Below are 24,326 nucleotides of genomic sequence, written 5' to 3'. Positions count from 1 at the left end.
GCCTGCTTCGGAGAATAGAAGTCGGGACGGACAGTTCGTGTCACAACCCGGAAATCCCGCCAAGCGACTATGTACCAAATATGCCGCAATTTCCGTTTCTCGTGTCCGGTGTAGTACCAGTACAGGGTAGGAACCCTGGCCGGGGCAACGCGGCGATCCGGGCCCAAGGCCAAGACGATTTCGCCTGTGGTGGTCCACGGTCATGGTCTCGAGGGCAGGCAGCGGCGGCTGCAGGGAGGTGACGGTGTCAATTCGTTGAAGCAACGCCCTCGTTCTGGCCCCCAGTAGCTGTTTGTGGAACACCTCTTGCGGTGTGTAGAACCCCAGACAGGCACGCGGCCGGGTGTTGAGCTTCGGCGATCGCAGTCGGATACGGCTGGTGCTGCGGGATCTTGATGCCCTTGGGTGGGTACTCCTGAATCAGCCAGTTGGTGTTCTCGTTGGAGCCGTGCTGTCAAGGGCTGCCCGGGTCGCAAAAGTAGACCGGGATTGAATTTGCTTCGTCCGCGTTACCACCTGTGACACACCAGGTCAGTGCCAGGACCGCGAGGGCGTTGCGTACGCATCGTCTGCCGCCACGTGAGCGAAATCGGGTCCCTCGGTCCTCTTGATGGATAGAGGCGTTCGATACGGGCCGACCACGCGATGAGAACACCAACCCCGCGACCGCGATTGCGGTTGCTGCTGCTGGACGGCGGCCCCGGAGCCGTCGCCCTGCTCCTCCTGGCCGCCCACCGGGCACTGCCTCCCTTCGACGCGGTGCTCGTCCCCGACACCGGGTGGTACCCGGCCTCTGGCTACCGTGCCCTGAACCGCCTGCGCGGTATCGCCTCCGAGGCCGGCATGGGCTGGGAACCGGTCAAGAGCGCGCCGATCGCCCACCGGACCCTCAACCCTCGAGGCTCCGTGCCGTTGCCCCTGTTCGCCCTTCATCCCGACGGGACTGCGGGACGGCTTCCCGAAGGCTGCGCACGCAGCACCGCAATAGCCCTGACCCAGCGCATCCGCCGCCTGCTCGGCTACCCCCGACCCGCCCCGGTCCCTGACGGCATCGTGGCCCAATGCGCGACAGGGACCGGCACCGACCACACTCATCCCGGGCCTGCCGTCGGCCCCCCGTTCGTGCGTTTCCACCGACCCCTGGTCGACCTCGGCTGGAGCGCGCAGGACTGTCGCGCGCTGCTGTTCCACCACGGCCTGGACCCGAAACTGGACCTGTCGTGTGCGGCATGCCCCCACCGCTCCGACCGGTCCTGGGCGCGCTTGAAGCAAACGGAGCCGGACGTGTTCGCCGACGCGGTCGCGGTGGACGCCCTGGTCCGGCACGGCCACCCCCAGGCGGCAACGTACGGCATGCCGCCCGGTACCACCTTCTTCCTCCACCCCTCCCGGACACCCCTGGACCAAGCCGACGTGAGCGCCGACACCGATACCGCTCCGGACAGGTGTGTGCCATGGGCATGCCACAGTCACGCTTCCGTCGGCGCAGCGGACGGGAGTGGCACCCGATGACCGCGACCCTGCCGCCGAACCAACTCGCCGCTCCTGCCGCTACCACGGTGACGATCGGTTCCCTGTGCACCGGATACGCCGGGCTCGACATGGGCGTGGCCGCGGCGCTGAACGGCAACGCCCGGCTGCTCTGGACAGCCGACAACGACCCCCACATCACCCGGTTGCTCACGCACCGCTTCCCCGACGCGCCCAACCTCGGGAACCTGGCAGCGGCGCGCTGGGCGTCGCTGGAGACTCCTCAGGTGCTCACCGCCGGGTTTCCCTGCCAGGACGTCAGCGCAGCCGGCCGCGGCGCCGGAATTAAGAAAGGAACACGCTCTGGTGTCTGGCACCACGTCATGGACGCCGTTTGCCACCTACGACCCCGCCTGCTCGTGCTGGAGAACGTGGCCGCCCTGCGCTGGAAAGGCCGAGGATTCGACCGCGTACTCGCGGACCTGGCCCGCGCGGGGTATGACGCGAGCTGGTGTTGCGTACGCGCCTGCGACATCGGCGCCTGCCACCGTCGCGAACGCGTCTTCGTTGTTGCCCACCCCGTGCGCCAGCGACGGTCACCGGGGCTCCTGCGACCCGCATCGGCGCACGCGGCAGAAGCGGCAGGTGCGGGTCGGCGATGTGCTGTGTCACCCGCCCCACACCCCCGCGTACGCACGCACCCGCACTGCGCACACCACGAGCCGCACCCCCAAGCGTCTGCTGCCCACACCCCTGGCCAGCGACGGCACCAAAGGCAGCCCTGGGCAGAGGGATTCGCGCGGGCGCCCCACACTGCCCTCCGCGGCCATCGCTACCCACACCAGCGGCCCCACCTCGAAGCCGAGGCGGTGCCGTTCGCGTACGCATGGGGAGAGTACGAACCCGCCATCCAACGGTGGGAGAAGGTGCTCGGCAGAGCGGCACCGGTGCCCACCGAACCCGGCACCCGGGGACAGCCCCGACTGAGTGCCGCACTGGTCGAGTGGATGATGGGCCTGCCCGAAGGCTGGGTCACCGATCCCGCCCTCGCCCTGCCGCGTGCTGCCCAGCTCCAGGCGCTCGGCAACGGGGTGGTGCCGCAGCAGGCGTGCGCTGCCGTGCGGCACCTGCTGGCCCAGGACCCCGGTGCCGTGTTTCTGGGCGAAAACGGCTGAGGCGCTCATGCATGAACACACCCCGCAAACCCCAGGAAGGACGGCATGCCGCGGCACCGGAGGCCGTGCCGCGGCAGGGGAGAGGAGTACCGGATGAGCGGCGGCACCGTTCCACCGAACCGGCGCGGCAAAGCGGTTCCTGAGCAGGACGAACGCGGTTATTCTGCGGGCTCTGGCGGGCGGCGGGACAACACCGCGGACGCGCCTCTTGAGGTCTTCACCCCCGAAGAGGCCGCCGCGCTGCTCAAGGTCCCCGAGTCCTGGCTGCGCAAGCGCGCCTCCGCGCGCCAGGTGCCCTGCACCTTCATCGGCAAGCACCTGCGCTTCAGCTCCAGCGACCTGGAGCAGATCATCCGCTCCGGACACCGCGCCCCCGTGTCCGGGAGCACCCGCCCCCGCCAGAGACCATCCCGATGAGCACGTACGCAAGGAGTACGCATGGCCTACGCCGAACGGCTCGCCAGGACCTGGCGGGCCCGCTACAAGCGCCCCAACGGCCTGTGGGGGTCCAAGTCGGGCTTCGACACCAAGGAAGCCGCCCTGCACTGGGCGGAGGAACAGGAGGCCGAGGTGCGCCGCCGCACCTGGATCTCCCCCGAGGACTGTGAGATCGCTTTCGGCGACTTCGCCCGGACGTGGCTGTCCCAGGCCCGCCTGGCCGAGACCACCAGGGACAAGTACCGGTCCTACCTGGACACCCACCTGCTGCCGCAGTGGGAGGACTGGCCGCTGATCAGCATCTTCAACAGCCACATCGAGATCCAGGCCTGGGTCAACGAGCTGCACGAGGAGTTGGCCGAACCGAGCGTGTCCTCGGTCTTCGCCCTGTTCTCCACCGTGCTCAACGTGGCGGTGCGCGCCCGCCGCGTCCCCGCCAACCCGTGCAACGGCGTCCGTGTCTCCTCCGGTGACTACGAGGCCGACCGGCAGGTGGCCACCCCCGTGCAGGTGCTGCGGGCGGCGATGCGGTTGCACCACACCTTCGGGCGTGCCGGGTTCGTGCTGGCGCTGATGGACGCCTACACCGGCGCCCGTTGGTCGGAGCTGGTGGCGTTGGAGGCCCATGAGTACGACGAGGTGAACCGGGCCGTTCCGGTGCGCGCGCCTTTGCGCGAGTCCGGCGGCAAGATGTCCAAGGCCAAGCGTCCCAAGACCCCGGCGGGCAAGCGCTGGCTGTACCTGCCCGACTTCCTCGACGCGGTCTACACCGACCTGGCGGCCGACAGCGAGGGAGGGTGGGTGTTCACCGGTGGCCGTGGCGGAGTGCTGCGGCGGGGCAACTTCCGCTCCCGGTTCTGGCGGCCCGCGTGGGACGGCGACTCCCGCAGCGATCTGGGATGGTTGCGCTCACCGGTCCTGCCGGGCTTCACCTTCCATGAGGGACGTCACACCCACCGCACGTGGTTGGCCGAGGACGGGATTCCGGAGGTGGCGCGGGCGGCGCGGCTGGGGCACCGGATGCCGGGCATGGCCAACGTCTACGAGCACGTGACCCCGGTGATGAGGGCTCAGGTGCTGGCCGTGCTGGAGCAGAGGTGGCGGGCGAGCGTGCGCGCGCTGAGTCCGGGGGAGCGGGAAAGGCTCATGGAGATGGTCCCGCGGCTGGGTGAGTACTACCCTGTGGAGGACGAGCGCGAGGCTTCGTGAGAGGGGAGAGGCAAGATCATCTCCAGATCCTCTCCATAGCCGAAGCGATCGACATCTGAAGAGGACCGTTGGACGGCCTCTGACCTGCAGAAGCTGTGGTGGGCGATACAGGATTCGAACCTGTGACCTCTACCGTGTCAAGGTAGCGCTCTAACCAACTGAGCTAACCGCCCGCGTGTAGCGATGGGGAGGTGGAGACGGGATTCGAACCCGTGTAGACGGCTTTGCAGGCCGCTGCCTCGCCTCTCGGCCACTCCACCGAGTTGCACGTAAGGCGCCGGGGCACCTCGCGTCTCCTCCGAGCGGACGACGGGATTCGAACCCGCGACCCTCACCTTGGCAAGGTGATGCTCTACCAGCTGAGCCACGTCCGCTTGCTGCCTGGCGCCTGGCCCGTGGGCCCCGCCGTGCTGCTGGTAAGAACTCTAGCGGAAAGTCGGCAGACGGCAAATCGGCGCTGGGAGGGGCCGGTTCGGCGCTCCCAGCGCGGGTAGGCGGCCGTGCGGGCGGGGGACGCGCCGGGACGCTCAGCACAGACGTTAACGTCCGCGTCATGCGCCCGGGTGGACAATGGGGGACACCGGCGTGACGAGGGGGAGACGGATATGGGCGCGGGCGGCTGCACCGGGGGACACGGCGGGCACCGGTCGTGGCCGCGGGCGCGCGAGGCCGCCCGGCTCCTGGGCGGCGGCAGGCCACCGGCCCCGCGCGAGCTTCCCCTGGAGGACGCCCTGGGCGCCGTCCTCGCCGCGGACGTGCACGCCCTGACGGGTCTGCCCGCCTTCGACGCCTCGGCCATGGACGGCTTCGCGGTGTCGGGCCCCGGGCCCTGGCGGCTGGTCGGCAGGCAGCTGGCCGGAGCGTCGGAAGCGCCCGTGGGCCTGCGCCCGGGCGAGGCCGTCGAGATCGCCACCGGCGCCCGCGTGCCCAAGGACACAGAGTGCGTTCTGCCCTACGAGCTGGCCGCCGTCCGGGACGGGACGGTGGACGGGCCCGCGGAGGCGGGCCGCCACGTGCGCTGGGCGGGGGAGGAGACCGCCCCCGGCGAGACCGTCCTCGAACGGGGAGCGGTGGTCGGCCCCGCCGCGCTGGGCCTGGCCGCCAGTCTGGGCCACGACACCCTGCCCGTGCTGCGCCCCCGGGTGTCGGTGCTGGTCACCGGTGAGGAGATCACCACATCGGGGCTGCCCGGCGACGGCAGTGTGCGTGACGCCATCGGCCCGGCGCTGCCCGGGGTCGTCGAGCGCGCGGGCGGCCGGATCGAGTCCCTGCGCCACCTGGGCGACGAGCGGCGGCCGCTGCTCGACGCGCTGGCGGACGCGGACGGCGACGTGGTCGCGGTGTGCGGTTCCTCGTCCCGGGGCCCGGCCGACCACCTGCGCTCGGTCCTGGAGGAGCTGGGCGCCGAGGTCGCGGTCGACGGGGTCGCCTGCCGCCCGGGTCATCCGCAACTGCTCGCGCACACCGACCGGACCGTGTTCGTGGGCCTTCCCGGCAACCCCGGGGCCGCCCTGGTCGCCGCGGCCACCCTGCTGGTCCCCCTGCTGGCCGCCATGAGCGGCCGCCCGGACCCCGGAACGGGGCTGGCCCGGGCCGTCCTGGCGGGCGCCGTCACAGCCCACCCCCGGGACACCCGTCTGGTCGCGGTGCGTCTGGACGGCGGCCGGGCGTACCCGGTGGGCCACGACCGCCCGGGCAGCCTGCGCGGCGCCGCGCAGGCCGACGCCTACGCGGTGGTGCCGCCGGGCTGGGACGGCGCCGAGGTGGAGCTGCTCCGCGTCCCCTGAGGTCGTCCTCCGGGACTTTTCGCCTCTCCGCCCTCATGGCCTCGCCCTCCCGGGCGTCCTGTGCGCCGGGGCGGGCGCTCGCGGTCCTTCCGGGCGGTTCCGCGCCCGTTCCTCAGCGCGGTCCGGTCCAGGGGTCCTCGTGCCTCCACAGGGAGGGGAAGTGCACCGAGACGCCCTGCTCGGCGGCGAGCCGGTCGAGGACGCCCATGGTGGCGTCGAGGTCGTCGCCGAGGTAGGGCAACGCGCGCAGGGGCCTGTCGAGCGGCCGGAAGAAGTCGTCCCAGTGGATCAGGACGACCCGGCGCGCGCCCACCGCCTCGACCGTCTCCCTCCAGTAGGCACGGATGTAGTCCTCGTCTTGCAGGCCCAGCTGGCCGACGCCGAGGTAGACCACCTCGGCCGCGTACCCGTCCAGGGCGCCCGGAACGAAACCGGCGCTGCCCTGGACCAGCGCGGTGCGGCCTCCGGTGTGCTCCACCAGCAGGGACCAGGCCTCGCCGCAGCGGTAGGCCGACGCCCGGACCGGCGGCACGACGGGTTCGGTGACCTCCCCCGGATAGCGGTCGGGAGGGCAGTGGCTGGATCCGACCAGTGTCAGCGTGAAAGCGCCGCACGCGACCCGGTCGCCGGACACGGCCCGCACGATCCTGTCCTCGGGTAGACCGCCGCCGAGTCCGATGCGGGCCGCGGACGCGCCGCCCACCAGGCGGGCCCCGGTCCGGGAGGCGACCAGAGCCGTGTCCATGGCGTGGTCGAAGTGGGTGTGCACGGGGACGATCGCGTCGAGCGAGCCCACCCCGGCGCGGGTCAGGGCGGCGTCCACGCGCTCGTGGTCCGGGGCGATGCGCCGCGTGCCCACCGCCGCCAGCGAGGGCCGGGAGAAGAACCCGTCGGTCATGACGGCCGAGGTCGCGTCCCCGATGAGGAGGGTGGCCACGCCCAGGAAGGCGACGGACGGCCCCTGGCCTGCCTCGGGCAGGTCGAACCGGTCCGCGTAACGGGAGATGTCGGGACGACCGAACCGCATTCTCATGCGAGGACCCTACAGGGGCGCTGCGGCGCGGTTCCGCGGTGCGGGCCCGTACGGGGGTGCCACCGCGGCCGGTGCCGCGGACGCCCGGACGGGAGTCCGCCCGCGCCCGGCACCGTTGCCGCGGCACGCACGGAAAGGACCTCCCGCGCCCTCCGCTGGCCTGCGCCCGCTGCCCGTCCTCCCGCTGACCCGCGCCCCCGCCCGTGTCCCCGCTGGTTCCGCGCCGGCGGGCGCCGGCCGGGGAGAGTGCCCGGACACGCGTCGGGCCCCGGAGGGCGTCGCCTCTCCAGGGACCGGACCTTCGCGTACTAGCTGCCGGACCGCTCCTGCCGCGGCGCGGCCGCGGCATTCCCGGCCACCGAGTCGGCGGCCACCGGGCCCGGCTTCTCCCCGGAACCCTCGGTCACCTCGGGCATCTCGGTCATCTCGGAACCTCGGACCTCCTCGGCGCTCGCGGTCTCAGCGGCAACCGTGGTCCCCGCCGTCCCGGCGGTACCCACGGCCTCGACCATCTCCTCGGCGGGGCCCTCCACCGGCTCCACCGCCGGGTTGCCCCGACCGCGCAGCAGCACCCACGCCTGCACGGCGGCCGACAGGACGATCACCACGGCGATGACGCTGGTCAGGTGCATGCCGTCGGTGAACGCCGTCCGCGCGGCACCCATCAGCGCGTCGCCCGCGGCCCCGCCCACCTCGGCGGCGGCGTTCGAGGCCCCGCCCAGGGTCTCCCGGGCGGCGTCCACGGCCCCCGAGGGCACGCCCTCCACGGCGGTCAGGTTCGTCCGGTAGGACGCGGTCAGCACGCTGCCCAGCAGCGCGACGCCCAGCGCCGCGCCCAGCTCGTAGGCGGTCTCGGAGATCGCCGAGGCCGCGCCCGCGCGCTGGGGCGGTGCCGCCGACATGATCGCGCCGTTGGTGAGCGTCTCGGCGAACCCCGAGCCGGTGGCGATCAGAGCGAAGCCCGCCGTCACGAGCACCACACCGGTCACCACGTTCCCCTCCGGTGCGAACACCAGGACCGCGAACCCCGTCGCGGTCACCAGCAGGGACCCGCCGATCACCGTGGCCAGGCTCAGGTGGCGCGACAGCCGCACCGCCACCAGTCCCGCCAGCACCGACAGCACCAGGCCGGGCACCAGCACGAAACCGGCCCGCATCGGCGAGACACCCAGCACCAGCTGGAGGTACTGCGTCAGGAAGAACAGCGACGACACCAGCGAGAACACGATCATCAGGTTGGTGGCCACCGCCACGCTGAACACGCGGTACCGGAACAGGCCCACGTCGATCAGCGGGTCGTCGAGCGCCTTCTGACGCCGGACGAACAGGTAGCCCAGGCCCAGGCCGACCAGCAGGGACATGATCGGGACGACCGCCAGGCCCTCGGTGGCCAGGTTCTTGACGCCGTACACGACGGGCAGGATCGCGGCCATGGACAGGACCACGCTCAGCAGGTCCAGGCGGCCCGCGCCGGGGTTGCGCGACTCGCGCACCAGCAGCGGGACCAGCACCAGGATCAGCGCCATCACCGGCAGGTTGATCAGGAACACCGAGCCCCAGAAGAAGTGCTCCAGGAGCCAGCCGCCCAGGATCGGGCCGAGCGCCGCGCCGCCGGAGAACCCCGACGCCCACAGGGCGATGGCCAGCAGGCGCTGGCGCGGGTCCAGGAAGATGTTGCGCAGCAGCGACAGGGTCGAGGGCATCAGTGAGGCGCCCGCCAGGCCGAGCAGGGCGCGGGCCGCGATGAGCACCTCGGCGGTGGGCGAGAACGCGGCGATCAGCGAGGCCGCGCCGAAGGCGGCCGAACCGATCATGAGCAGGCGCCGCCGCCCGATGCGGTCGCCGAGCGAGCCCATGGTGATCAGCAGTCCGGCCAGGACGAAGCCGTAGACGTCGACGATCCACAGCAGCTGGCCCGCGTCGGGCCGCAGCTGCTCGCTGAGCGCGGGGACGGCGAATCCGAGCACGGTGGAGTCGACCGAGATCAGGATCACCGGAAGGACCAGGACGGCGAGCGCGGTCCATTCGCGCGGACCCGCGAGGGCGGGCGCCGCACCGTCGCGGCCGCGCGCGCCGACGGTGCCGTTTCCGGTCTGGGCGGAACTCATCTTTCCTCGTTACGTGTCGCTTGTGTGCGCGCCGCACGGCTGTGAGGGCGCGTTGGGACCGGCGGGATGCGGAGGGCGAACGGCCGGGCGAAAGGACGGGAAGTCTGGTCGACCGGGGCGTACTCCCGGGACTCTTCGACCGTCCAGACGGTACAGTACCGTCCAGCCGGTACAGTGTCAATCGTGAACGCTTCGAACACCCGCGACCGCATTCTCGACTCCCTACAGGACATCCTCGTCGGGGAGGGTTATTCCGCGGTGACCCTGGAGGCCGTGGCCCGTGACGCCGGGGTGTCCAAGGGGGGACTGCTGTACCACTTCCCTTCCAAGGCCGCCATGCTCACCGGGCTCATCGAACGCCTGCGCGTGCTGGCCGAGGAGGAGTTCCGCGAGGCCGTGGAGGGGGAGGAGGGCGTGGTCCGCGTCTTCCTGCGCACCTCGCTGCCGCGCAGCCCCGAGGAACGGGAGCTGTACTGGGCGGTCATCGCGGCCCTGCGCGGCCAGGAGGACATGCCCGAGGAGGCCGTCCGCACGGTCCAGGGCCTCTTCAGCCGCTGGGGCGACCTGCTGCACGAGGAACTCACCGACCCGGTCCTGGCCGAGATCGTCCTGCGCGCGGGCGACGGGCTGTACATGGCGGCGATCGCCGGGCTGCCCCAGCCCGACCCGGTGCTGACGCAGCGGATGATCGACCGCCTGGTGGAGGCTTCCGACAAGGTACGCCGCGAGCGCTGAGCGTTCGCTGTCCGGGCCGGCTCCCCGCCTCCGCCTCCCGTCGCCGAACCGGTCCGCGTCGCCGCGTCCTGGGCCGGGCGGGCGCGTTCGGCGCGAGCTGGGCGTTCGCGCCCCCGCGCGGTCCCCGCCCCTGCTCCCGGCGGGTGCGACCCGGCGCGCGCCCGAGCACGCGTGAGGACTCCGCCTCCGGCGGGTCCGGCCGGGCTCAGACCCGGTGCTCGAACATCTGGACCTCGGTGCCGCCCACGGGCACCCGCTCGACCGGGGTGAACCCCTGCCCCTCGTAGTAGCGCACCAGAGCGCCGTCCCCTCCCGCCCAGCAGTCCACCCGCACCAGCCCGACACCGCGCTCGCGCGCCTGCCTGCGGGCGAAGGAGAGCAGCTTGCCGCCCACGTCGCGCCCGGTGTAGGCGCGCGCGACCAGCAGCAGGTGGACGTAGAGCTCGCGTTCGCGCACCCTCGGCGCGTAGCCGGGAGCCCGTTCGGTGGCGGCGAGGAACCCGGCCGTGCCGTCGCCGACCTCGGCCACCCACAGGCCCTCGGCGACCAGCTCCCTCACGCGCGCGACCCGCTGGGGATCCTGGGACCAGGGGCGGTCGCCCCACTGCGCGGAGCGCCCGCGTTCGACCAGCCACGCCACGGTGGCGTCGAAGGTCTCCAGCACAGCTGACAGGTCCGCTGGTCCGCCCTGGCGCAGCCTCAAGTGTCCGCCTCACATGTCGGGGAACAAACACGACCAATGCACGTTAACCGGTCGCCCGTCCATCGGGCATCCGGGTTTCCCGGGAGGAGGGGAAGGCGTCGGCGGCGCGGAGGGAGAGGCGGTTCCCGGGGCGGGGCCGTGGCACCCGAGACACCGCTGCGGGACAATGGCGGGACCCCGCCGCGGGCTGGAAGAGGAGGTCAGGATGTGGCGCTGTTCACGTGCTTCCGATCATGGTTTACTTCCCAGTAACTTCGTTGCCGCAGCCGGTACCCGTGTTCGTGGGGTGCCCGCCCACCCCGCGAGGTGAAGTGTGCACTACCTCAAGGTGTGGGGCGCGCCGGGTCGACCGCGACAGCGCCCTCCACGAGACTGTTGCCGCCTCGCCGGGGTGTCCACGGGGTGAGAACACGCAGACGGGAAAGCGGGGGGCGCATGCACAGGCTCACCAACCAGGTAAGGCCTTACGCCTGGGGAGCGCGCACGGCCATCCCGCGGCTGCTGGGCGCCGAACCCGACGGCACGCCCCAGGCCGAACTGTGGTTGGGAGCCCACCACGGCGCCCCCAGCACGGCGCACTGCGAGGACGGCCCGCGCCTCCTGCCCGGCCTCATCGCCGAAAACCCCCACCGCGTCCTGGGCCGGCGCACCGCCGAGCGCTTCGGCGGGCGGCTGCCCTTCCTCCTCAAGGTCCTGGCCGCCGAGGCGCCCCTGTCCCTCCAGGTCCACCCCGACGCCGTCCGCGCCCGCGCCGGGTTCGAGGCCGAGGAGCGCGCGGGCATCCCCCTGGACGCCCCGCACCGCAACTACCGCGACCCCCACCACAAGCCCGAACTCCTCCTCGCCCTGGAGCCCTTCGAGGCTCTGTGCGGCTTCCGCGAACCCGCCGCCGCCCACGCAGACCTGAGCGGACTCACCTGCGAGCTGGCCGTCGCGCTGCGCGGCGACCTCGCCCTGGCCGACGCCGGAACCGCCCTGCGCGGAGCCCTCACCCGCCTGCTCACCCTCCCCGGGGGCGAACGCGCCCGGCTCCTGGACGACTTCGTGCGCGAGTGGTCGGACTCCGGTCCGCGCGGGTCCCACGGCGCCATCGTCGCCGACCTGGCCGACCGCTACCCGGGCGACCCCGGCGCGGTGGCCGCCCTGCTGCTCAACCGGGTCACGCTCTGGCCGGGCCAGGCCCTGTTCCTGCCAGCGGGCAACATGCACGCCTACCTCCAGGGCACCGCGGTCGAGGTGATGGCCAGCTCCGACAACGTGCTGCGCGCTGGGCTCACCGGCAAGCACGTGGACGCGCCCGAACTGCTGGACGTGGTGGACTTCTCGGTGCTGCCCATCCCCTACGCCAGTCCCGGGGTCTGCGAGGGGCGCCGGGAGTTCCTCACGGCCGCCCCGGAGTTCGCGCTGCACGAGATCGGCCCCGGCCGCATCACCGCCCACCTGCCGGGGGAGGGGCCGACCGTGCTGCTCGCCCTGCACGGGCAGGTGGAGTTGGTCGCCGAGGTCGGTCAGGGGATGACCCTCCAGCGCGGTGAGTCGGTGTTCGTGCAGGCCGACAGCGGGCCGATCAAGGTCGAGGGCCACGGCCACGTCATCGCCGCCACCGTCGGCGAGATCTGAGACCTGAATCTCCCGACCCGAGTTCCCACACCTGAGATCCCGGACTCGAGACCCGAGGCCCGAGTTTCCACACCTGAGACCCGAGGCCCGAGATCCCAGACGCGAGACCCCCAACCCGAGTTTCCAGACCTGAGGCCCGAGGCTCGGGTTCCCATACCTGAGATCCGAGCCCCGAGGTTCTGGGTCCGAGAACCAAGGCCCAGACCCCAGACCCCAGACCCCAGACCCCAGGTCCGAGGCCGGGTCAGGGCAGTGCGAGCGCGTCACAGAGCACCCGGGCGGGGCGTCCGTTTTGCTCCAGGAGGTTCCCGCGCACCGATACCCTGGGCCCCTCTGTTCACTGGAAAAACACAAGGGGTACCACCATGGCGCTTGAGCGTCCCGAGATCGACTTCGTCGAGGGCCCGCCGCCCGCCGAGCTGGAGATCACCGACATCCAGGTCGGTGAAGGCGCCCAGGCGGGCCACGGCAGCAACGTCGAGGTCCACTACGTGGGCGTGGCCTTCTCCAGCGGCGAGGAGTTCGACGCCAGCTGGAACCGCGGCACCCCGCTGGGCTTCCGCCTCGGCGCGCGCCAGGTCATCACGGGCTGGGACCAGGGTGTCCTGGGCATGCGCGTGGGCGGCCGCCGCAAGCTGGTCATCCCGCCGCACCTGGCCTACGGCGAGCGCGGCGCCCCCGGCGCCATCGCGCCGAACGAGACCCTGATCTTCGTCTGCGACCTGGTCGGCGTCAGCTAGGAACTCCTCCCCGCGAGGGTTCCGCTCGGCCGCCGCACCCGCTCGGGCCCGGAGAGCCCCGCTCTCCGGCTCCCCGCAGCGACCGGCCGGGAACACACACCGGCTCCGGCCGGGGCCCACACCCGCTCCGGGCACACGCGTACGGGAGGGGCCCGTGCCGCGCTCCCACGTGCGGCACGGGCCCCTCGTCCCCGCCGCTAGCCCAGGGTTGCGCCCACCTTGACGTGGCCCTTGAGCAGGTCGCGGGCGATCGTGCGGCGCTGGATCTCGTCCGTGCCCTCGAAGATGCGCAGCAGCCGCACGTCGCGGTAGAAGCGCTCGATGGGCAGTTCACGGGTGTAGCCCATGCCGCCGTGGATCTGCATCACGCGGTCGACGATCTCGTTGGCCTTCACCCCGCCGAAGAGCTTGGCGATGGACTGCGCGTGCCGCGAGTCCCGGCCCACCGACACCTGCCACGCGGCGTGCAGCACCAGCAGGCGCAGCGCCTCGATCTCGGTCTGGGAGTCGGCGATCATCCACTGGATGGCCTGCCGGTCGGCGATGGGCGCTCCGAAGGTCTCGCGGGTGCGGGAGTACTCGATGGCCATGTCCAGCAGGCGCTCGCAGCCGCCGAGCGCGCGGGCGGGCAGCAGGTAGCGGCCCTTGCCGATCCACTTCATGGCCAGCTCGAAGCCGCGGCCCTCCTCGCCCAGGATGTTCTCGTGCGGCACGTGCACGTCCTGGAAGACCAGGGAGGCCGGGCGGCGCTCGCCCATGGTGTCGATGGGCTCGGAGGTCCAGCCCGCCTCGCGGTCGACCAGGAAGCAGGTCACGCCCCCGTCGGCGCCCTTGTCCGGGTCGGTGACCGCGAAGACCATGGTGAAGTCGGCCTCGTTGCCGCCGGTGATGAAGGTCTTCTCACCGTTGATCACCCAGGCGTCGCCGTCGCGGACCGCGCGCGTGCGGATGGCCTTGGCGTCGGAGCCCGCGCCGGGCTCGGTGATGGCGAAGCAGGAGCGGCGCTCACCGGCGATGGTGGGCAGCAGGTAGCGCTCCTTCTGCTCCTCGTTGGCGTGGTAGAGGATGTTGTCGGCCTCGCCGCCGAACTTGAAGGTCAGGAAGGTCCTGCCCAACTCGATCTCGATGATGGCGGCGGTGACCGCGTCCAGGCCCATGCCGCCGTACTCCACCGGGGTCTCCACGCCCCAGAAGTCGGACTTGCGGGCCAGTTCGCGCAGTCGGGTGCGCTCCTCGGCGTTGAGGCCGGGCGGGTGCCCCTCGCGCTCGCGGCGCAGCACCTCGTTCTCCAGCGGCATCAGCTCCCGCTCGACGAAGGTCCGCACCCAGTCGCGTACGGCGCGCTGCTCATCGCTCAGTGAGAAATCGATCACGGCCTGTCTCCCCAATAACCTAACGGCGTTCGGTTTGAGGGTACGGTCTTGCCGGGGGTGCGTGCAAGAGGTGCCGCCGAACGGGAGGAAACGGGTGCGGAGCCTGGTTCCGGACAGACGCCCACACCGGGGCGCACGGGACCGGAAGACGGGCTCCCAGGTGCGCGAACACCGCCAGGGGGCCGCATACGGTGCGCCGACGTGCGATGATCGGGCCGGACGCCGGAGGGTCCGGTCCGTCCGCCGCAGTGGAGAAGGGGATCCCTCCGTGGCCCGACCCAAGACGCCGATCCTGAGCCGTCCGGGCATCCGCCGCGCGGCTCTCGCGCTCATCGACCGCGACGGGCTGGACGGTCTGTCCATGCGCAAGCTCGCCCAGGAGCTCGACGTGCAGGCGGCCTCCCTCTACAGCCACTACCGCACCAAGGAGGAGCTGCTCACCGAGGTCGCGGACGAGGTCACCTCGCGCATCGACGTCTCGGGCTTCGAGGGCGGGGACTGGCGCCGGGGCCTCACCGTCTGGGCGCGCTCCTACCGCGACGCCCTCGCCGAGCACCCCCACCTGCTGCCGGTGGTCTCCTCCGGGCCCGGGCGCCGCGAGGAGGCGCTGCGCCGCGCCGACGCCGTGCACGGCGGCCTGGTGGGCGCCGGATGGCCGCCCCGCTACGCCACGATGATCGGCGCCTCCACCAAGTACCTGGTCGTGGGGGCCGCCACCAACTCCTTCGCGCGGGGGTTCGACGACGACGTGCGCGTCTACCGGGACCGCTACCCGAACCTGTCCCAGGCCCACCGGCTGCCCGAGCACGCCGCCGAGATCGACGACGCGAGCTTCGAACTCGCGCTCTCGGCCTTCCTGGACGGGCTGACCGGCGTCTTCGACAGGGTCGGGAACCGGGACTGAGCGCGAGGGGCCCGGGAGCGGTCACCACCGCCCCCGGGCCCCTCGGAACGCGTGCGCCTCAGCGCCGCTCGGAGGACACCCGGTCCGTGTCCTCCTCGGAGGAGGAACGCGTGTCCCCGGCTGCCGACGCGCCGCTGGTCGGCGCGTCGCCGTCCGTGTCCTCGCCGGTCCCGGCCGCCTGCTCACGCGGGTGACGGCGCTCCAGGGAGGCGCCCTCCACGTCGATGTCGGGCAGGATCCGGTCGAGCCACCTGGGCAGCCACCACGCGGCGTTCCCCGCCAGGTGCATCAGCGCGGGGATCAGCGCCATGCGCACGACGAAGGCGTCGATGAGCACGCCGAAGGCGAGCGCGAAGCCGATCGAGCTGATCATGACGCTGTGGGAGAAGACGAACCCGCCGAACACCGAGATCATGATGATCGCCGCGGCGGTGACCACGGAGCGGCCGGCCCGGAAGCCCTGCACCACGGCGAGCCGTGAGGGCGAACCGTGCACGTAGGCCTCGCGCATGCCCGTGCCGATGAAGAGCATGTAGTCCATCGCCAGGCCGAACAGGATCCCGACCAGCAGGGTGGGCAGGAAGTTCAGCACCGGTCCGGTGTTCTCCAGCCCGAAGAGGCCGCCCAGCCAACCCCACTGGTAGACGGCCACCACGCCGCCCAGCGAGGCGAAGAAGGACAGGATGAACCCGAGCGTGGCCACGACCGGCACGAAGATCGACCGGAACACCAGCAGCAGGATCACCAGGGACAGGCCCACGACCACCGCGAGGTAGGTCGGCAGCGCGTCACTCAGCGTCTCGGAGATGTCGATGTTGCCGCTGGCCATGCCCGCGACGCCCAGCGGACCGGTGCCCTCGATCGGCTCCATGTCGCGGAGGGTGTGCACGAGCTCCTCGGTGGAGGCGCTGGCCGGGCCCTCGACGGGCACGACCTGGAAGATGGCCAGGGTGTGGTCCTCGGAGACGCCGACGGGGGCCACCGCCGCCACGTCGTCGTGGGAGTAGATCTCCTCGGCGACCAGCGCCTGCTCCTCCTCGGCGTTGCGCTCCGCGGCCTCCTCGCTCGGTCCCCCGGTCAGCTCGGCCACGACCAGGAGCGTGCCGTTCTGCCCCGCGCCGAAGTTCTCCTCCACGGCGGTGAAGGCCTGGTACTGGGTGGAGTCGGTGGGCTCGGAGGAGCCGTCGGGCATGCCCAGACGCAGGTCGAGGGCGGGCAGGGCGACCACGCCCAGGGCGATCACGGCGACGGCGGCCTGCGCCAGCGCGCGGCCGGTCGACATCGGCTTGGTCCGCTCCGCCTCGTCCGTGCTCTGACCAGCGTCGGAGGCGCTCTCGGCGAGGCGGGCGCGCTCGCGGCGCGACAGGATGCGCGCGCCCACCAGCGACAGCAGCGCCGGAACGAGCGTGATCGCGATGAACACGGCGATGGCGATGGAGACGGCGGCCACGCTGCCCATCAGGCCCAGGAACCCGATCCCGGTCAGGTTCAGGCCCAGCAGCGCGATGAGCACGGTCGTGCCCGCGAAGACCACGGCGTTGCCCGCGGTCCCGTTGGCCAGGCCGATGGACGCACCGACGCCGATGCCCTGCTTGAGCTGGCGGCGGTGCCGGTTGATGATGAACAGCGCGTAGTCGATACCGACGGCCAGGCCGAGCATCAGGCCCAGGATCGGTGTCACCGAGGCCATCTCCAGCACCCCGGACAGCGACATCGCGATCAGGGTGGCCACACCGACGCCGACGAGCGCCGTCAGGATCGGCAGGCCCGCGCCCACCAGGGTGCCCAGCATGATCACCAGGACCACACCGGCCACGATCACGCCGATCACCTCGGCGGCGCTGACCAGGGTGGGCATGGTCATGGACATGTCGTTGCCGAAGTCGACGGTGGTGCCCGGCACGGGGTCGCTCTCGAAGACCTCCATGACGGCGTCACGGGTCTCCGGGGTGATCTCCGTCTGGCTGTCGCTGAAGGTGATGCGGACCAGGGCGGTGTCGCCGTCCTCGGAGACCGAGCGGATCTCCGAGGCCATCTCCAACGTGGCCTCGCCGCGTTCGAGCTCCTCCAGGCCCGCCTCCAGTTCCTCGCGGTTCTGGTCGATCACGACCTGTTCGGCGTCGAGCCCGGGCCCGACCTGGTCGAGCATCCCGGCGGCCTCGGCCTGCTCGCGGCCCGCGTCGAGCTCCGCCTGACCGGCTTCGAGCTCCTCGAGGCCGCTCTCCAGCTCGTCGCGGCCCTCCTCCAGCTCCTGCTGCTGGTCGGCGCGCTGCTCTTCCGTGGCGAACGGGTCCATCGCGCCCTCCACGCCGGAGACCTCGGTGGCCTGTTCGGCGCGGTCGGCTATCGCGTCCCGCTGCTCCTGGGTGAAGTCCGAGCCGTCCCCGGTCTGGTAGACGACGGTGCCCGCGCCGCCGCCCATCCCGGAGAACTCCTGTGACAGGAGCTGTTCCACCTCGTCGGTGGGCGTCCCGGGGATGGAGAAGCTGTCCTCCAGCTCACCCGAGAAGAGGAGGAAGGCGGTGCCGGAGGCCACCAGGAGGGCCAGCCAGACCGCGATGACGGTTCGGGCGCGACGTGCGCACGCACGCCCGATTCTGTAGAGAAATTCAGCCATGGTTCCTGCAAACGGAGTGGGTGGAAGGGAGCGCGTGTGCGCTCAGGAGGTGTGGGGACCGGCGTTCCCGTAGCCGTCACGGGTCACGGCGAGCATGCGGTCCAGCAGGTCGGACCAGACCCGGCGGGAGTCGTCGCTGTCGACCCCTCCGGTGGTCTGCTCCCAGCGCTGGACCGTGATCGTGCCGCCGCTGATGACCGCGCCGCACATGAGGTCGACCACGAGCGGGTCGGCCTGCGGGTGGCGGCGCGTCATGATGGCCGCCAGGCGGACGCTCACGTCGTTGATGGCCCGCTCGAACAGCGCCGCCTGGCTCGGGGCGGGTTCGTGCCCCTTCTGCCGGAGGAAGCGCTTGAGCCGGGTGATCGGGGCGACCAGGTCGGTCTGGCGTATCGCCGCCGCGAACTCGTCGAACATGCTCCCCGGCCGGTCCCCGGTGGCGGCGGGGAGGTTGGCCTCGATGCTGTCGACGATCGCGTCCAGCATCTCGCCGAACACCTCCAGGACGATGTCGTCCAGGGACCTGAAGTGGTTGAACACGGTCCTGCGGGAGACGTCGGCCCGTTCGGAGAGCTGGTCGACGGTGAAGCCGGTGTCCCCGCGTTCGGTCATCAGCGCGGCGGCCGCGTCCACGATGGCGCGGCGGTGGCGCGACTTCAGTGCCTCACGCCGATCGCGCGAGGGCGGTTCGTGCTGATTGTCCACGTCCCCACGTTATGGAGGTGATTGCACCAAGTGCAACGAAGCACTGAGTGCACCCAGTCACACTCGGGGCGGGGCCGCACGCGAGAAGGCGGCCGCGCGGCCCCCGTCCCGGGTCGCACGGCCGCCGGTCCCTCAGGAGCCCGTGGGCTTGGTCTCGGCGTTGCCCTGGATCGCCGAGCGCTCCAGGCGGTCCAGCCAGCCGCTCCCTTCCGGCACGGTCTGGAGCGCGATCGTCCGGCCGTACCGGATCCGGGTGAAGGTCTCCGGGAGCCGCGCCTCCAGCCTCCGGTAGGCGATCCGGCCCAGCAGCCAGGCCACGAACCCCCCGTTGAGCACACCCACCGGCACCGCCAGCCACGGCCATCCCCACAGCGACAGGAACACGGCCGCCACCACCGAGGGCGCGCACAGCAACGGCAGCATCATGATCGCCAACCACACCTGCACCGTGTTGTCACCGCTGTCGTTGGCGTCCACCCGCAGCTGCGGGTCCACCCCCGGGGAGAGCGCCACCACCGACAACAGCAGCGCCACCCCGCTGCCCACGCCGAAGAACGCCGCCAGCCCCGTGAACACCAGCGGCCACGCCCAGTGCGTTCCGGTGGCCACGATGAACACCGCGCTCAGCACGGTCGCCGCCGGGGTGATCAGCAGCAGGATCGCGATCTGGCGGCCGCGCACGTCCGCGCGCAGCGTGTCCCGGTCCTGGCCGACCACCGACAGCCACAGCGCCGTTCCGTCGTGCCCGTACATGTTCGAGGTGGCCAGCGCCATGACGAAGGCCGCGATCACCCCCGCGAACGGCGTGAAGAACGAGAACAGGTCGCTGGGCCAGGCCATCAGCCCCATGAACAGCGCCGCCCACAGCGCCGACCGCAGCTCCAGGCCCCGCCACGGGTCGCGCCACCACTGGCGCAGCTCCTTGCCGACGACCGCGCCCAACGGGGAGTCCGGCAGCAGCGCGAGCGCCCGGCGCGAGAGCACCCTGCCCGGACGGCCCCGCCGCCGGACCCCGCGCGCCGCCACCCGGGGCGCCAAAAGCACACAGGTCACCGCCACCATCCCCGCGGTGAGCAGGGCGAACCCGCCCAGCCAGGACGCGGCCACCGCCCAGGAACCGGCCGCGGCGGCCTGCACCGCCAGCAGCGGCCACGAGGTCGGCAGCACCGCCAGCACGGTGCCCACCGCGCCCTCGCCCAGACCGTTCTCGCTCAGGCTCAACGTCGCCTGGAACGCGGGCTGCACCGCCATCCACCCGAAGAAGATCCCGGCCAGGAACAGCCCCCACTGCACCGACGCGATCTCCATGCCCAGCCGCGAGTGCATCGCCGCGCCCAGCGCCCGGAACACCAGCCGGGACAGCGTCACCACGAACACCCACAGCACCAGGACCCCCGGCACCGCCACCACCAGCGCGGACGGGTCCAGCGCCAGTGCGTGCCACACGAGCGCGCCCAGGGCCAACAGCGTGACGGCCGGGCCGACGTCCACGAACATCGTCGCCAGCAGCAGGGCGCCCACCCGGCGCCGGTCCAGGGGCAGCAGCGCGAAGTACTGCGAGCGCAGCACCCCCGTGCCGTTGGCGACCGTCGGGCCGAGCATCCAGCCCACCGCCCACACCGCGAACGCCAGGCAGAGCAGGTCAGCGCGCACGCCGTCCGAGGCCGCCGTCACCGCCAGGTACCAGGTCAGCGCGGTCCCGCCGACGACCAGGATGATTCCGAACAGCCGCATCCCCGTCGCCGAGTGCCGCAGCAGGGTGAACTTCAACCGGATCAGGAGGACAGCCACGCCAGCTCACCCTCCTCCATCCCACGCGCGCCCACCAGCCGCACGAAGGTGTCCTCCAGGGTGGTGTCCACCCCGCGCACCTCCTCCAGTGACCCGTCAGCCAGCACCCGGCCGTGGGCGATGATGGCCACCCGGTCGGTGAGCTGCTCCACCAGCGCCATCACGTGACTGGAGATCACCACCGTGCCGCCGCCGTCGGTGAACCTGCGCAGGATCGCGGTCAGCACCCGCCCCGAGACCGGGTCCACGGCCTCGTAGGGCTCGTCCAGGACCAGGACCTTGGGCGCGTGCAGCAGGGCCGTGGCCAGCCCGATCTTCTTGCGCATGCCGGTGGAGTACTCGGCCACCAGCACCGCGTCCCTCTCGGCCCGGTCCAGCTCCAGCACCCGCAGCAGCTCCTCTGCGCGCGCCCGCGTCACCTCCCGGCCCAGCCCGCGCAGCTGTCCCCAGTAGTTCAGCAGCTCCCCGCCGGTCAGCCGCTCGGGCAGGGCCAGTCCGTCGGGCAGCACGCCGAGCAGGCGCTTGGCCCCGACCGGGTCCGACCACACGTCCACGCCCAGCACCCGGGCCGTCCCGGCGTCGGGGCGCAGCAGCCCCACGGCCATGGACAACGAGGTGGTCTTGCCCGCCCCGTTGGGCCCGACCAGCCCGAGCATGGCCCCGCGCGGCACGGACAGGCTCACCCCGTCCGCCGCCGTCGTGCCGTTGAAGACCTTGGTCAGCCCGTCCATCTCCAGGGCGGGCGCGTTCTCACTCATACCGCCACCCTCCCCGCGGCCCCTCTCCGGGCACATCCTCCGATCGGTCGCGGCTGCCTGTCCGGTCGGCCAGTTCCGCGCCGGGGCGGAGGCCTGTCGGCCGAGGCGGCGCGGGGACGGCCGTCCTACCCTTGGCAAAGGAGGGGGGAGGGGTACGTGGACACGACACCGGACGCGGACGGCGCGGACACCGCGCCCGGTGGCACCGCGAACAGCGGAGAGCGCCGGGGCCCGCGGGGGTGGGTGCTGGACGCCCTGCTCTTCCTCGGCGCCGCGCTGACGTGGGCCTACTACCTCCTGGCCTACAGCGGGGGCCTGTACGCGTACGTGCCCTCCTGGCTCGTCCTTCCGGACCTCGCCCTGGGAGCGGTCGCGTGCCTCGCGCTGTGGTGGCGCCGCGGCCACCCCCTGGGTGTGGGCGTCCTGCTGTGCCTGGTCCAGGCCGTCTCCAGTTCGGCGGTCGGGGCCCTGGCCGTCGCCCTGATCAACCTCGCCGTCCGCCGCCCCTGGCGGCAGGCCGCGGTGGTGGCGATGGCGGCCGTCCTCCTCGGCCTGCCCTGGATCGTCATGGTCCCGCCCACCCGCGGCGACAGCATCGCCGTCCTCGTCATCGCCACGCTGTTCATCTCAGGGAGCATGGGCTGGGGCGTGGCCATCCGGACCCGGCGCCAGCTCATCGAGCGGCTGCGCGCGGACGTGCGGCGCGAACGCGAGGAGCGCGGACGGCGCCTGGCCGCCGCCCGGACCGAGGAGCGCCAGCGCATCGCCCGCGAGATGCACGACGTGGTCGCCCACCGCATGTCGCTGCTGTCGGTGCACGCCGGTGCGCTCGCCTACCGGATCGAACGCGCCGAGCGGGGCGAGGCGCCGCCGCTGGAGAACGCCGAACTGGGTGCGGCCGTGCGGGTCATCCGCGACAACGCCCACCAGGCGCTGGAGGAACTGGGCGGCGTCCTGTCGGTGCTGCGCGCGGCCGACACCGCTCCGGGGCGGGACGAGGACCACGCGGGCACCGCCGCGCCCCAGCCGCCCGCCCTGGCCGACGTCACCCGACTGGTGGAGGAGGCGGTCCGGGCGGGCCAGCGCGTGCGGTCCGCCTACGACGTTCCCGAGGGCGCCGAACCCCCCGGCCAGGTGCGCCGCACCGCCTACCGGCTGGTGCAGGAGGGGCTGACCAACACGCGCAAGCACGCACCCGGGGCCCGGGTGGACGTGCGGATCAGCGGTGCCCCCGGACACGGCCTGGAGGTGTCGGTGGTCAACCCGCTGCCGGTGGGGGTGGCCCCCGCCGAGATCCCCGGGGTCGGGGCGGGCCTGACCGGCCTGTCCGAACGGGTCGCCCTGGACGGCGGAACCCTGCGCCACGGCCCCGAGGACGGGGTGTTCCGCCTGCTCGCCGCACTGCCCTGGCCCGAGACGACGGAGGTGCCATAGTGGTGCCCGTGAACACTCCCGTGCGCGTCCTGCTCGTGGACGACGACCCCCTCGTCCGCGCCGGCCTGCGGATCATGCTCTGCGGCGACGGGGACATCGAGGTGGTGGGCGAGGCCGGGGACGGCGCCGAGGTGCCCGCGGCGGTGGCCGAGCACCGCCCCGACGTGGTGCTGATGGACGTGCGCATGCCCGGGACGGACGGGATCGCGGCGACCGAGGCGCTGCGCGGCGACGGGAACGGGCCCCAGGTCCTGGTGCTCACCACCTTCGACGCCGACGCCACCGTGGTGCGGGCGCTGCGCGCGGGCGCCGCCGGGTACCTGCTCAAGCACACCGCTCCGGAGCGCATCGTAGAGGCGGTGCGCCGCGCGGCGGCGGGCGAGCCCGTGCTCTCGCCGGGCGTGGCCCGCGCGCTCATGGACCGGGTGGCCGGAACCGACCCGGTGGAGCGCACGGAGGCGCCCTCGCGCCGCGAGCGCGCCCGGGAGCGGTTGGCGCTGCTCACCGAACGCGAGCGCGAGGTGGCCGAGGCGGTGACCGCCGGGCTGTCCAACGCCGAGATCGCCGAGCGGCTGTACATGTCCATGGGCACGGTGAAGGCGCACGTGTCCAGCGCGCTGACCAAGCTGGACCTGTCCGGGCGGGTGCAGTTGGCGCTGCTCACCCACGACGCGCGGACCCCCGACTGAGGTTCCGGCGTGTTCGGCGGCCGTGCGCTTCGTGACGTCCGCCACCGTGGTACGGATGAACCCTTGGGGCAGTGGTGTTGGCAGTGGTGTCGGCCAGCACAACGACGAGGGAGACGATTCCATGCCGCTTGAAGGCGAGTACGAGCCGAGTCCGACGGAGTGGGTGCGCAACCAGGTCGAGCAGATCGAGCGCTCCGGTGGGAGGGAGGGGATGACCCTGCGCGGAATGCGGGTCATCCTGCTCACCACGCGCGGCGCCAAGAGCGGCAAGCTGCGCAAGACGCCGCTGATGCGGGTGGAGCACGAGGGGCGCTACGCCGTCGTCGCCTCGCTCGGGGGTGCGCCCAAGCACCCCGTCTGGTACTTCAACGTCCTCGCCGACCCCCACGTGGAACTGCGGGACGGCACGGTGAACCAGGACATGAGGGCCCGCGAGGTCACGGGTGAGGAGAAGGCGGTCTGGTGGGAGCGCGCGGTGGCGGCGTTCCCGGACTACGCCGACTACCAGAAGAAGACCGACCGGGAGATCCCGGTCTTCGTCCTGGAGCCCCTCGCCGACCAGTGATGTGTTTCGAGGGTGGGCCGGTCGGGGGAGGAGCCCTGGCCGGTCCGCCCGTGGTGTTGAGGTCAAACCCCCTGGCTCCGTAGGTGGATGCGTTTTTTGCAGGTGGTGGTCAGGGTTTTCCACAGGTGGTGGTTGGGGCTGGCAGCAGGTAGCGCCGTGATGGTTTCCTGGAAATAGGGGGGATCCCACCCACGTGCGTTTCGGCATGCCCTCAATCGGCCGACAGTGAGAAAAGAACAAGGAATTGAGGGGCAGGGAGGGGCCGCCATCAGGTCTCTCCCCTACGCTGTTCTCGTCTGGGGTCGTTGGCGGCGACGAAAGCGCGCCCGCTGCCGCGAAAGGGCGCGGGAGTGCGAGGAAACGGTAGACGTTCGGTGGGGGTGAGGGTGCCCGACGACAAGCGGCACCAAAGGCGGGAGCGGCTGGCGGAGGGCGACCAACGCCCGGGGTTCGGGAATGGCTGGGCTCTGCC

General features: G+C 72.1%; 20 protein-coding genes and 3 tRNA genes. 12 read left to right on the top strand and 11 right to left on the bottom strand.

The window, feature by feature from the left end:
- Window positions 1-645 precede the first annotated feature (645 nt).
- From ACSIH6_RS33870 to ACSIH6_RS33855, 4 genes are all read left to right on the top strand, one after another.
- Window positions 646-1,512 carry a hypothetical protein gene (locus ACSIH6_RS33870; protein WP_435112430.1) on the top strand — a complete coding sequence of 289 codons (867 nt, stop codon included), beginning with the start codon at window positions 646-648 and terminating at the stop codon, window positions 1,510-1,512.
- On the top strand, window positions 1,509-2,645 hold the full coding sequence (locus ACSIH6_RS33865) for a DNA cytosine methyltransferase (RefSeq protein ID WP_435112429.1): 1,137 nt from the start codon (window positions 1,509-1,511) through the stop codon (window positions 2,643-2,645). Before ACSIH6_RS33870 ends, ACSIH6_RS33865 begins: the two co-directional genes overlap by 4 nt.
- A gap of 93 nt (window positions 2,646-2,738) precedes the next feature.
- Window positions 2,739-3,062 carry a helix-turn-helix domain-containing protein gene (locus ACSIH6_RS33860; protein WP_435112428.1) on the top strand — a complete coding sequence of 108 codons (324 nt, stop codon included), beginning with the start codon at window positions 2,739-2,741 and terminating at the stop codon, window positions 3,060-3,062.
- Between the two features lie 21 nt (window positions 3,063-3,083).
- On the top strand, window positions 3,084-4,292 hold the full coding sequence (locus ACSIH6_RS33855; RefSeq protein WP_435112427.1) for a tyrosine-type recombinase/integrase: 1,209 nt from the start codon (window positions 3,084-3,086) through the stop codon (window positions 4,290-4,292).
- Between the two features lie 96 nt (window positions 4,293-4,388).
- Here the strand turns inward: ACSIH6_RS33855 and ACSIH6_RS33850 are convergent.
- The 3 genes from ACSIH6_RS33850 to ACSIH6_RS33840 form a co-directional block, all read right to left on the bottom strand.
- Window positions 4,389-4,465 (bottom strand) — tRNA-Val (locus ACSIH6_RS33850).
- A gap of 16 nt (window positions 4,466-4,481) precedes the next feature.
- Window positions 4,482-4,552 (bottom strand) — tRNA-Cys (locus ACSIH6_RS33845).
- Between the two features lie 41 nt (window positions 4,553-4,593).
- Window positions 4,594-4,666: transfer RNA gene (locus ACSIH6_RS33840), tRNA-Gly, on the bottom strand.
- A 231-nt stretch (window positions 4,667-4,897) separates the two neighbouring features.
- Here ACSIH6_RS33840 and ACSIH6_RS33835 point away from each other — a divergent pair.
- Window positions 4,898-6,079: a molybdopterin molybdotransferase MoeA gene (locus ACSIH6_RS33835; RefSeq protein ID WP_435112426.1), complete on the top strand. Its 1,182-nt coding sequence runs from the start codon at window positions 4,898-4,900 to the stop codon at window positions 6,077-6,079.
- A gap of 112 nt (window positions 6,080-6,191) precedes the next feature.
- Here ACSIH6_RS33835 and ACSIH6_RS33830 read toward each other — a convergent pair whose 3' ends face one another.
- Together ACSIH6_RS33830 and ACSIH6_RS33825 are read right to left on the bottom strand one after the other, a co-directional pair.
- Complete coding sequence (locus tag ACSIH6_RS33830; protein WP_435112425.1) at window positions 6,192-7,112, bottom strand: MBL fold metallo-hydrolase; 921 nt, start codon at window positions 7,110-7,112, stop codon at window positions 6,192-6,194.
- A 308-nt stretch (window positions 7,113-7,420) separates the two neighbouring features.
- Window positions 7,421-9,220 (bottom strand): MFS transporter, encoded by a 1,800-nt coding sequence (locus tag ACSIH6_RS33825; RefSeq protein WP_435112424.1) that lies wholly within the window; start codon window positions 9,218-9,220, stop codon window positions 7,421-7,423.
- Window positions 9,221-9,403: 183 nt separating this feature from the next.
- On the opposite strand from ACSIH6_RS33825, the gene ACSIH6_RS33820 reads away from it, so the two are divergent.
- Window positions 9,404-9,955, top strand: a complete 552-nt coding sequence (locus ACSIH6_RS33820) for a TetR/AcrR family transcriptional regulator (RefSeq protein WP_017566663.1) — start codon at window positions 9,404-9,406, stop codon at window positions 9,953-9,955.
- Between the two features lie 205 nt (window positions 9,956-10,160).
- On the opposite strand, the gene ACSIH6_RS33815 is transcribed toward ACSIH6_RS33820, so the two are convergent.
- The gene (locus ACSIH6_RS33815; protein WP_435112423.1) at window positions 10,161-10,658 is read right to left on the bottom strand and encodes a GNAT family N-acetyltransferase; all 498 of its coding nucleotides are present in this window, start codon (window positions 10,656-10,658) and stop codon (window positions 10,161-10,163) included.
- Window positions 10,659-11,093: 435 nt separating this feature from the next.
- On the opposite strand from ACSIH6_RS33815, the gene manA reads away from it, so the two are divergent.
- Window positions 11,094-12,278 (top strand): mannose-6-phosphate isomerase, class I, encoded by a 1,185-nt coding sequence (gene manA / locus ACSIH6_RS33810; RefSeq protein WP_435112422.1) that lies wholly within the window; start codon window positions 11,094-11,096, stop codon window positions 12,276-12,278.
- A gap of 365 nt (window positions 12,279-12,643) precedes the next feature.
- Entirely contained in the window at window positions 12,644-13,018 is a 375-nt protein-coding gene (locus tag ACSIH6_RS33805; RefSeq protein WP_435112421.1) for an FKBP-type peptidyl-prolyl cis-trans isomerase, read from the top strand.
- A 197-nt stretch (window positions 13,019-13,215) separates the two neighbouring features.
- On the opposite strand, the gene ACSIH6_RS33800 is transcribed toward ACSIH6_RS33805, so the two are convergent.
- Window positions 13,216-14,391, bottom strand: a complete 1,176-nt coding sequence (locus ACSIH6_RS33800) for an acyl-CoA dehydrogenase family protein (protein ID WP_435112420.1) — start codon at window positions 14,389-14,391, stop codon at window positions 13,216-13,218.
- Between the two features lie 268 nt (window positions 14,392-14,659).
- Here ACSIH6_RS33800 and ACSIH6_RS33795 point away from each other — a divergent pair, with 268 nt between their 5' ends.
- Entirely contained in the window at window positions 14,660-15,295 is a 636-nt protein-coding gene (locus ACSIH6_RS33795) for a TetR/AcrR family transcriptional regulator (protein WP_013152167.1), read from the top strand.
- Between the two features lie 58 nt (window positions 15,296-15,353).
- On the opposite strand, the gene ACSIH6_RS33790 is transcribed toward ACSIH6_RS33795, so the two are convergent.
- From ACSIH6_RS33790 to ACSIH6_RS33775, 4 genes are all read right to left on the bottom strand, one after another.
- Complete coding sequence (locus ACSIH6_RS33790; RefSeq protein WP_435112419.1) at window positions 15,354-17,912, bottom strand: MMPL family transporter; 2,559 nt, start codon at window positions 17,910-17,912, stop codon at window positions 15,354-15,356.
- 42 nt (window positions 17,913-17,954) lie between these two features.
- Complete coding sequence (locus tag ACSIH6_RS33785) at window positions 17,955-18,617, bottom strand: TetR/AcrR family transcriptional regulator (protein ID WP_435112418.1); 663 nt, start codon at window positions 18,615-18,617, stop codon at window positions 17,955-17,957.
- Window positions 18,618-18,749: 132 nt separating this feature from the next.
- Window positions 18,750-20,408 carry a hypothetical protein gene (locus ACSIH6_RS33780; protein ID WP_435112417.1) on the bottom strand — a complete coding sequence of 553 codons (1,659 nt, stop codon included), beginning with the start codon at window positions 20,406-20,408 and terminating at the stop codon, window positions 18,750-18,752.
- Window positions 20,393-21,166: an ABC transporter ATP-binding protein gene (locus ACSIH6_RS33775; RefSeq protein ID WP_435112416.1), complete on the bottom strand. Its 774-nt coding sequence runs from the start codon at window positions 21,164-21,166 to the stop codon at window positions 20,393-20,395. Before ACSIH6_RS33775 ends, ACSIH6_RS33780 begins: the two co-directional genes overlap by 16 nt.
- Window positions 21,167-21,322: 156 nt before the next feature.
- On the opposite strand from ACSIH6_RS33775, the gene ACSIH6_RS33770 reads away from it, so the two are divergent.
- The 3 genes from ACSIH6_RS33770 to ACSIH6_RS33760 all read left to right on the top strand — a co-directional run bounded on the left by ACSIH6_RS33770 (window position 21,323) and on the right by ACSIH6_RS33760 (window position 23,854).
- Window positions 21,323-22,600 carry a sensor histidine kinase gene (locus ACSIH6_RS33770; RefSeq protein WP_435112415.1) on the top strand — a complete coding sequence of 426 codons (1,278 nt, stop codon included), beginning with the start codon at window positions 21,323-21,325 and terminating at the stop codon, window positions 22,598-22,600.
- Window positions 22,600-23,289, top strand: coding sequence for a response regulator (locus ACSIH6_RS33765; RefSeq protein WP_435112414.1), 690 nt, complete (start codon window positions 22,600-22,602; stop codon window positions 23,287-23,289). The genes ACSIH6_RS33770 and ACSIH6_RS33765 overlap by 1 nt, the downstream gene beginning before the upstream one ends.
- A 121-nt stretch (window positions 23,290-23,410) precedes the next feature.
- Window positions 23,411-23,854: a nitroreductase family deazaflavin-dependent oxidoreductase gene (locus ACSIH6_RS33760; RefSeq protein WP_435112413.1), complete on the top strand. Its 444-nt coding sequence runs from the start codon at window positions 23,411-23,413 to the stop codon at window positions 23,852-23,854.
- Window positions 23,855-24,326 lie beyond the last annotated feature (472 nt).

Origin of the sequence: Nocardiopsis synnemataformans, assembly GCF_965343085.1 — a bacterium.
Taxonomy (GTDB): domain Bacteria; phylum Actinomycetota; class Actinomycetes; order Streptosporangiales; family Streptosporangiaceae; genus Nocardiopsis; species Nocardiopsis alborubida.
This window is presented reverse-complemented; position numbering and strand designations above follow the sequence as displayed.

Bases quoted from the DNA above. Each gene is read 5' to 3' on its own strand.
- ACSIH6_RS33825 (WP_435112424.1), bottom strand. From the start codon at position 9,220: ATGAGTTCCGCCCAGACCGGAAACGGCACCGTCGGCGCGCGCGGCCGC.
- ACSIH6_RS33855 (WP_435112427.1), top strand. From the start codon at position 3,084: ATGGCCTACGCCGAACGGCTCGCCAGGACCTGGCGGGCCCGCTACAAG.
- ACSIH6_RS33835 (WP_435112426.1), top strand. From the start codon at position 4,898: ATGGGCGCGGGCGGCTGCACCGGGGGACACGGCGGGCACCGGTCGTGG.
- ACSIH6_RS33870 (WP_435112430.1), top strand. From the start codon at position 646: ATGAGAACACCAACCCCGCGACCGCGATTGCGGTTGCTGCTGCTGGAC.
- ACSIH6_RS33860 (WP_435112428.1), top strand. From the start codon at position 2,739: ATGAGCGGCGGCACCGTTCCACCGAACCGGCGCGGCAAAGCGGTTCCT.
- manA (WP_435112422.1), top strand. From the start codon at position 11,094: ATGCACAGGCTCACCAACCAGGTAAGGCCTTACGCCTGGGGAGCGCGC.
- ACSIH6_RS33865 (WP_435112429.1), top strand. From the start codon at position 1,509: ATGACCGCGACCCTGCCGCCGAACCAACTCGCCGCTCCTGCCGCTACC.
- ACSIH6_RS33760 (WP_435112413.1), top strand. From the start codon at position 23,411: ATGCCGCTTGAAGGCGAGTACGAGCCGAGTCCGACGGAGTGGGTGCGC.
- ACSIH6_RS33790 (WP_435112419.1), bottom strand. From the start codon at position 17,912: ATGGCTGAATTTCTCTACAGAATCGGGCGTGCGTGCGCACGTCGCGCC.
- ACSIH6_RS33830 (WP_435112425.1), bottom strand. From the start codon at position 7,112: ATGAGAATGCGGTTCGGTCGTCCCGACATCTCCCGTTACGCGGACCGG.
- ACSIH6_RS33805 (WP_435112421.1), top strand. From the start codon at position 12,644: ATGGCGCTTGAGCGTCCCGAGATCGACTTCGTCGAGGGCCCGCCGCCC.
- ACSIH6_RS33775 (WP_435112416.1), bottom strand. From the start codon at position 21,166: ATGAGTGAGAACGCGCCCGCCCTGGAGATGGACGGGCTGACCAAGGTC.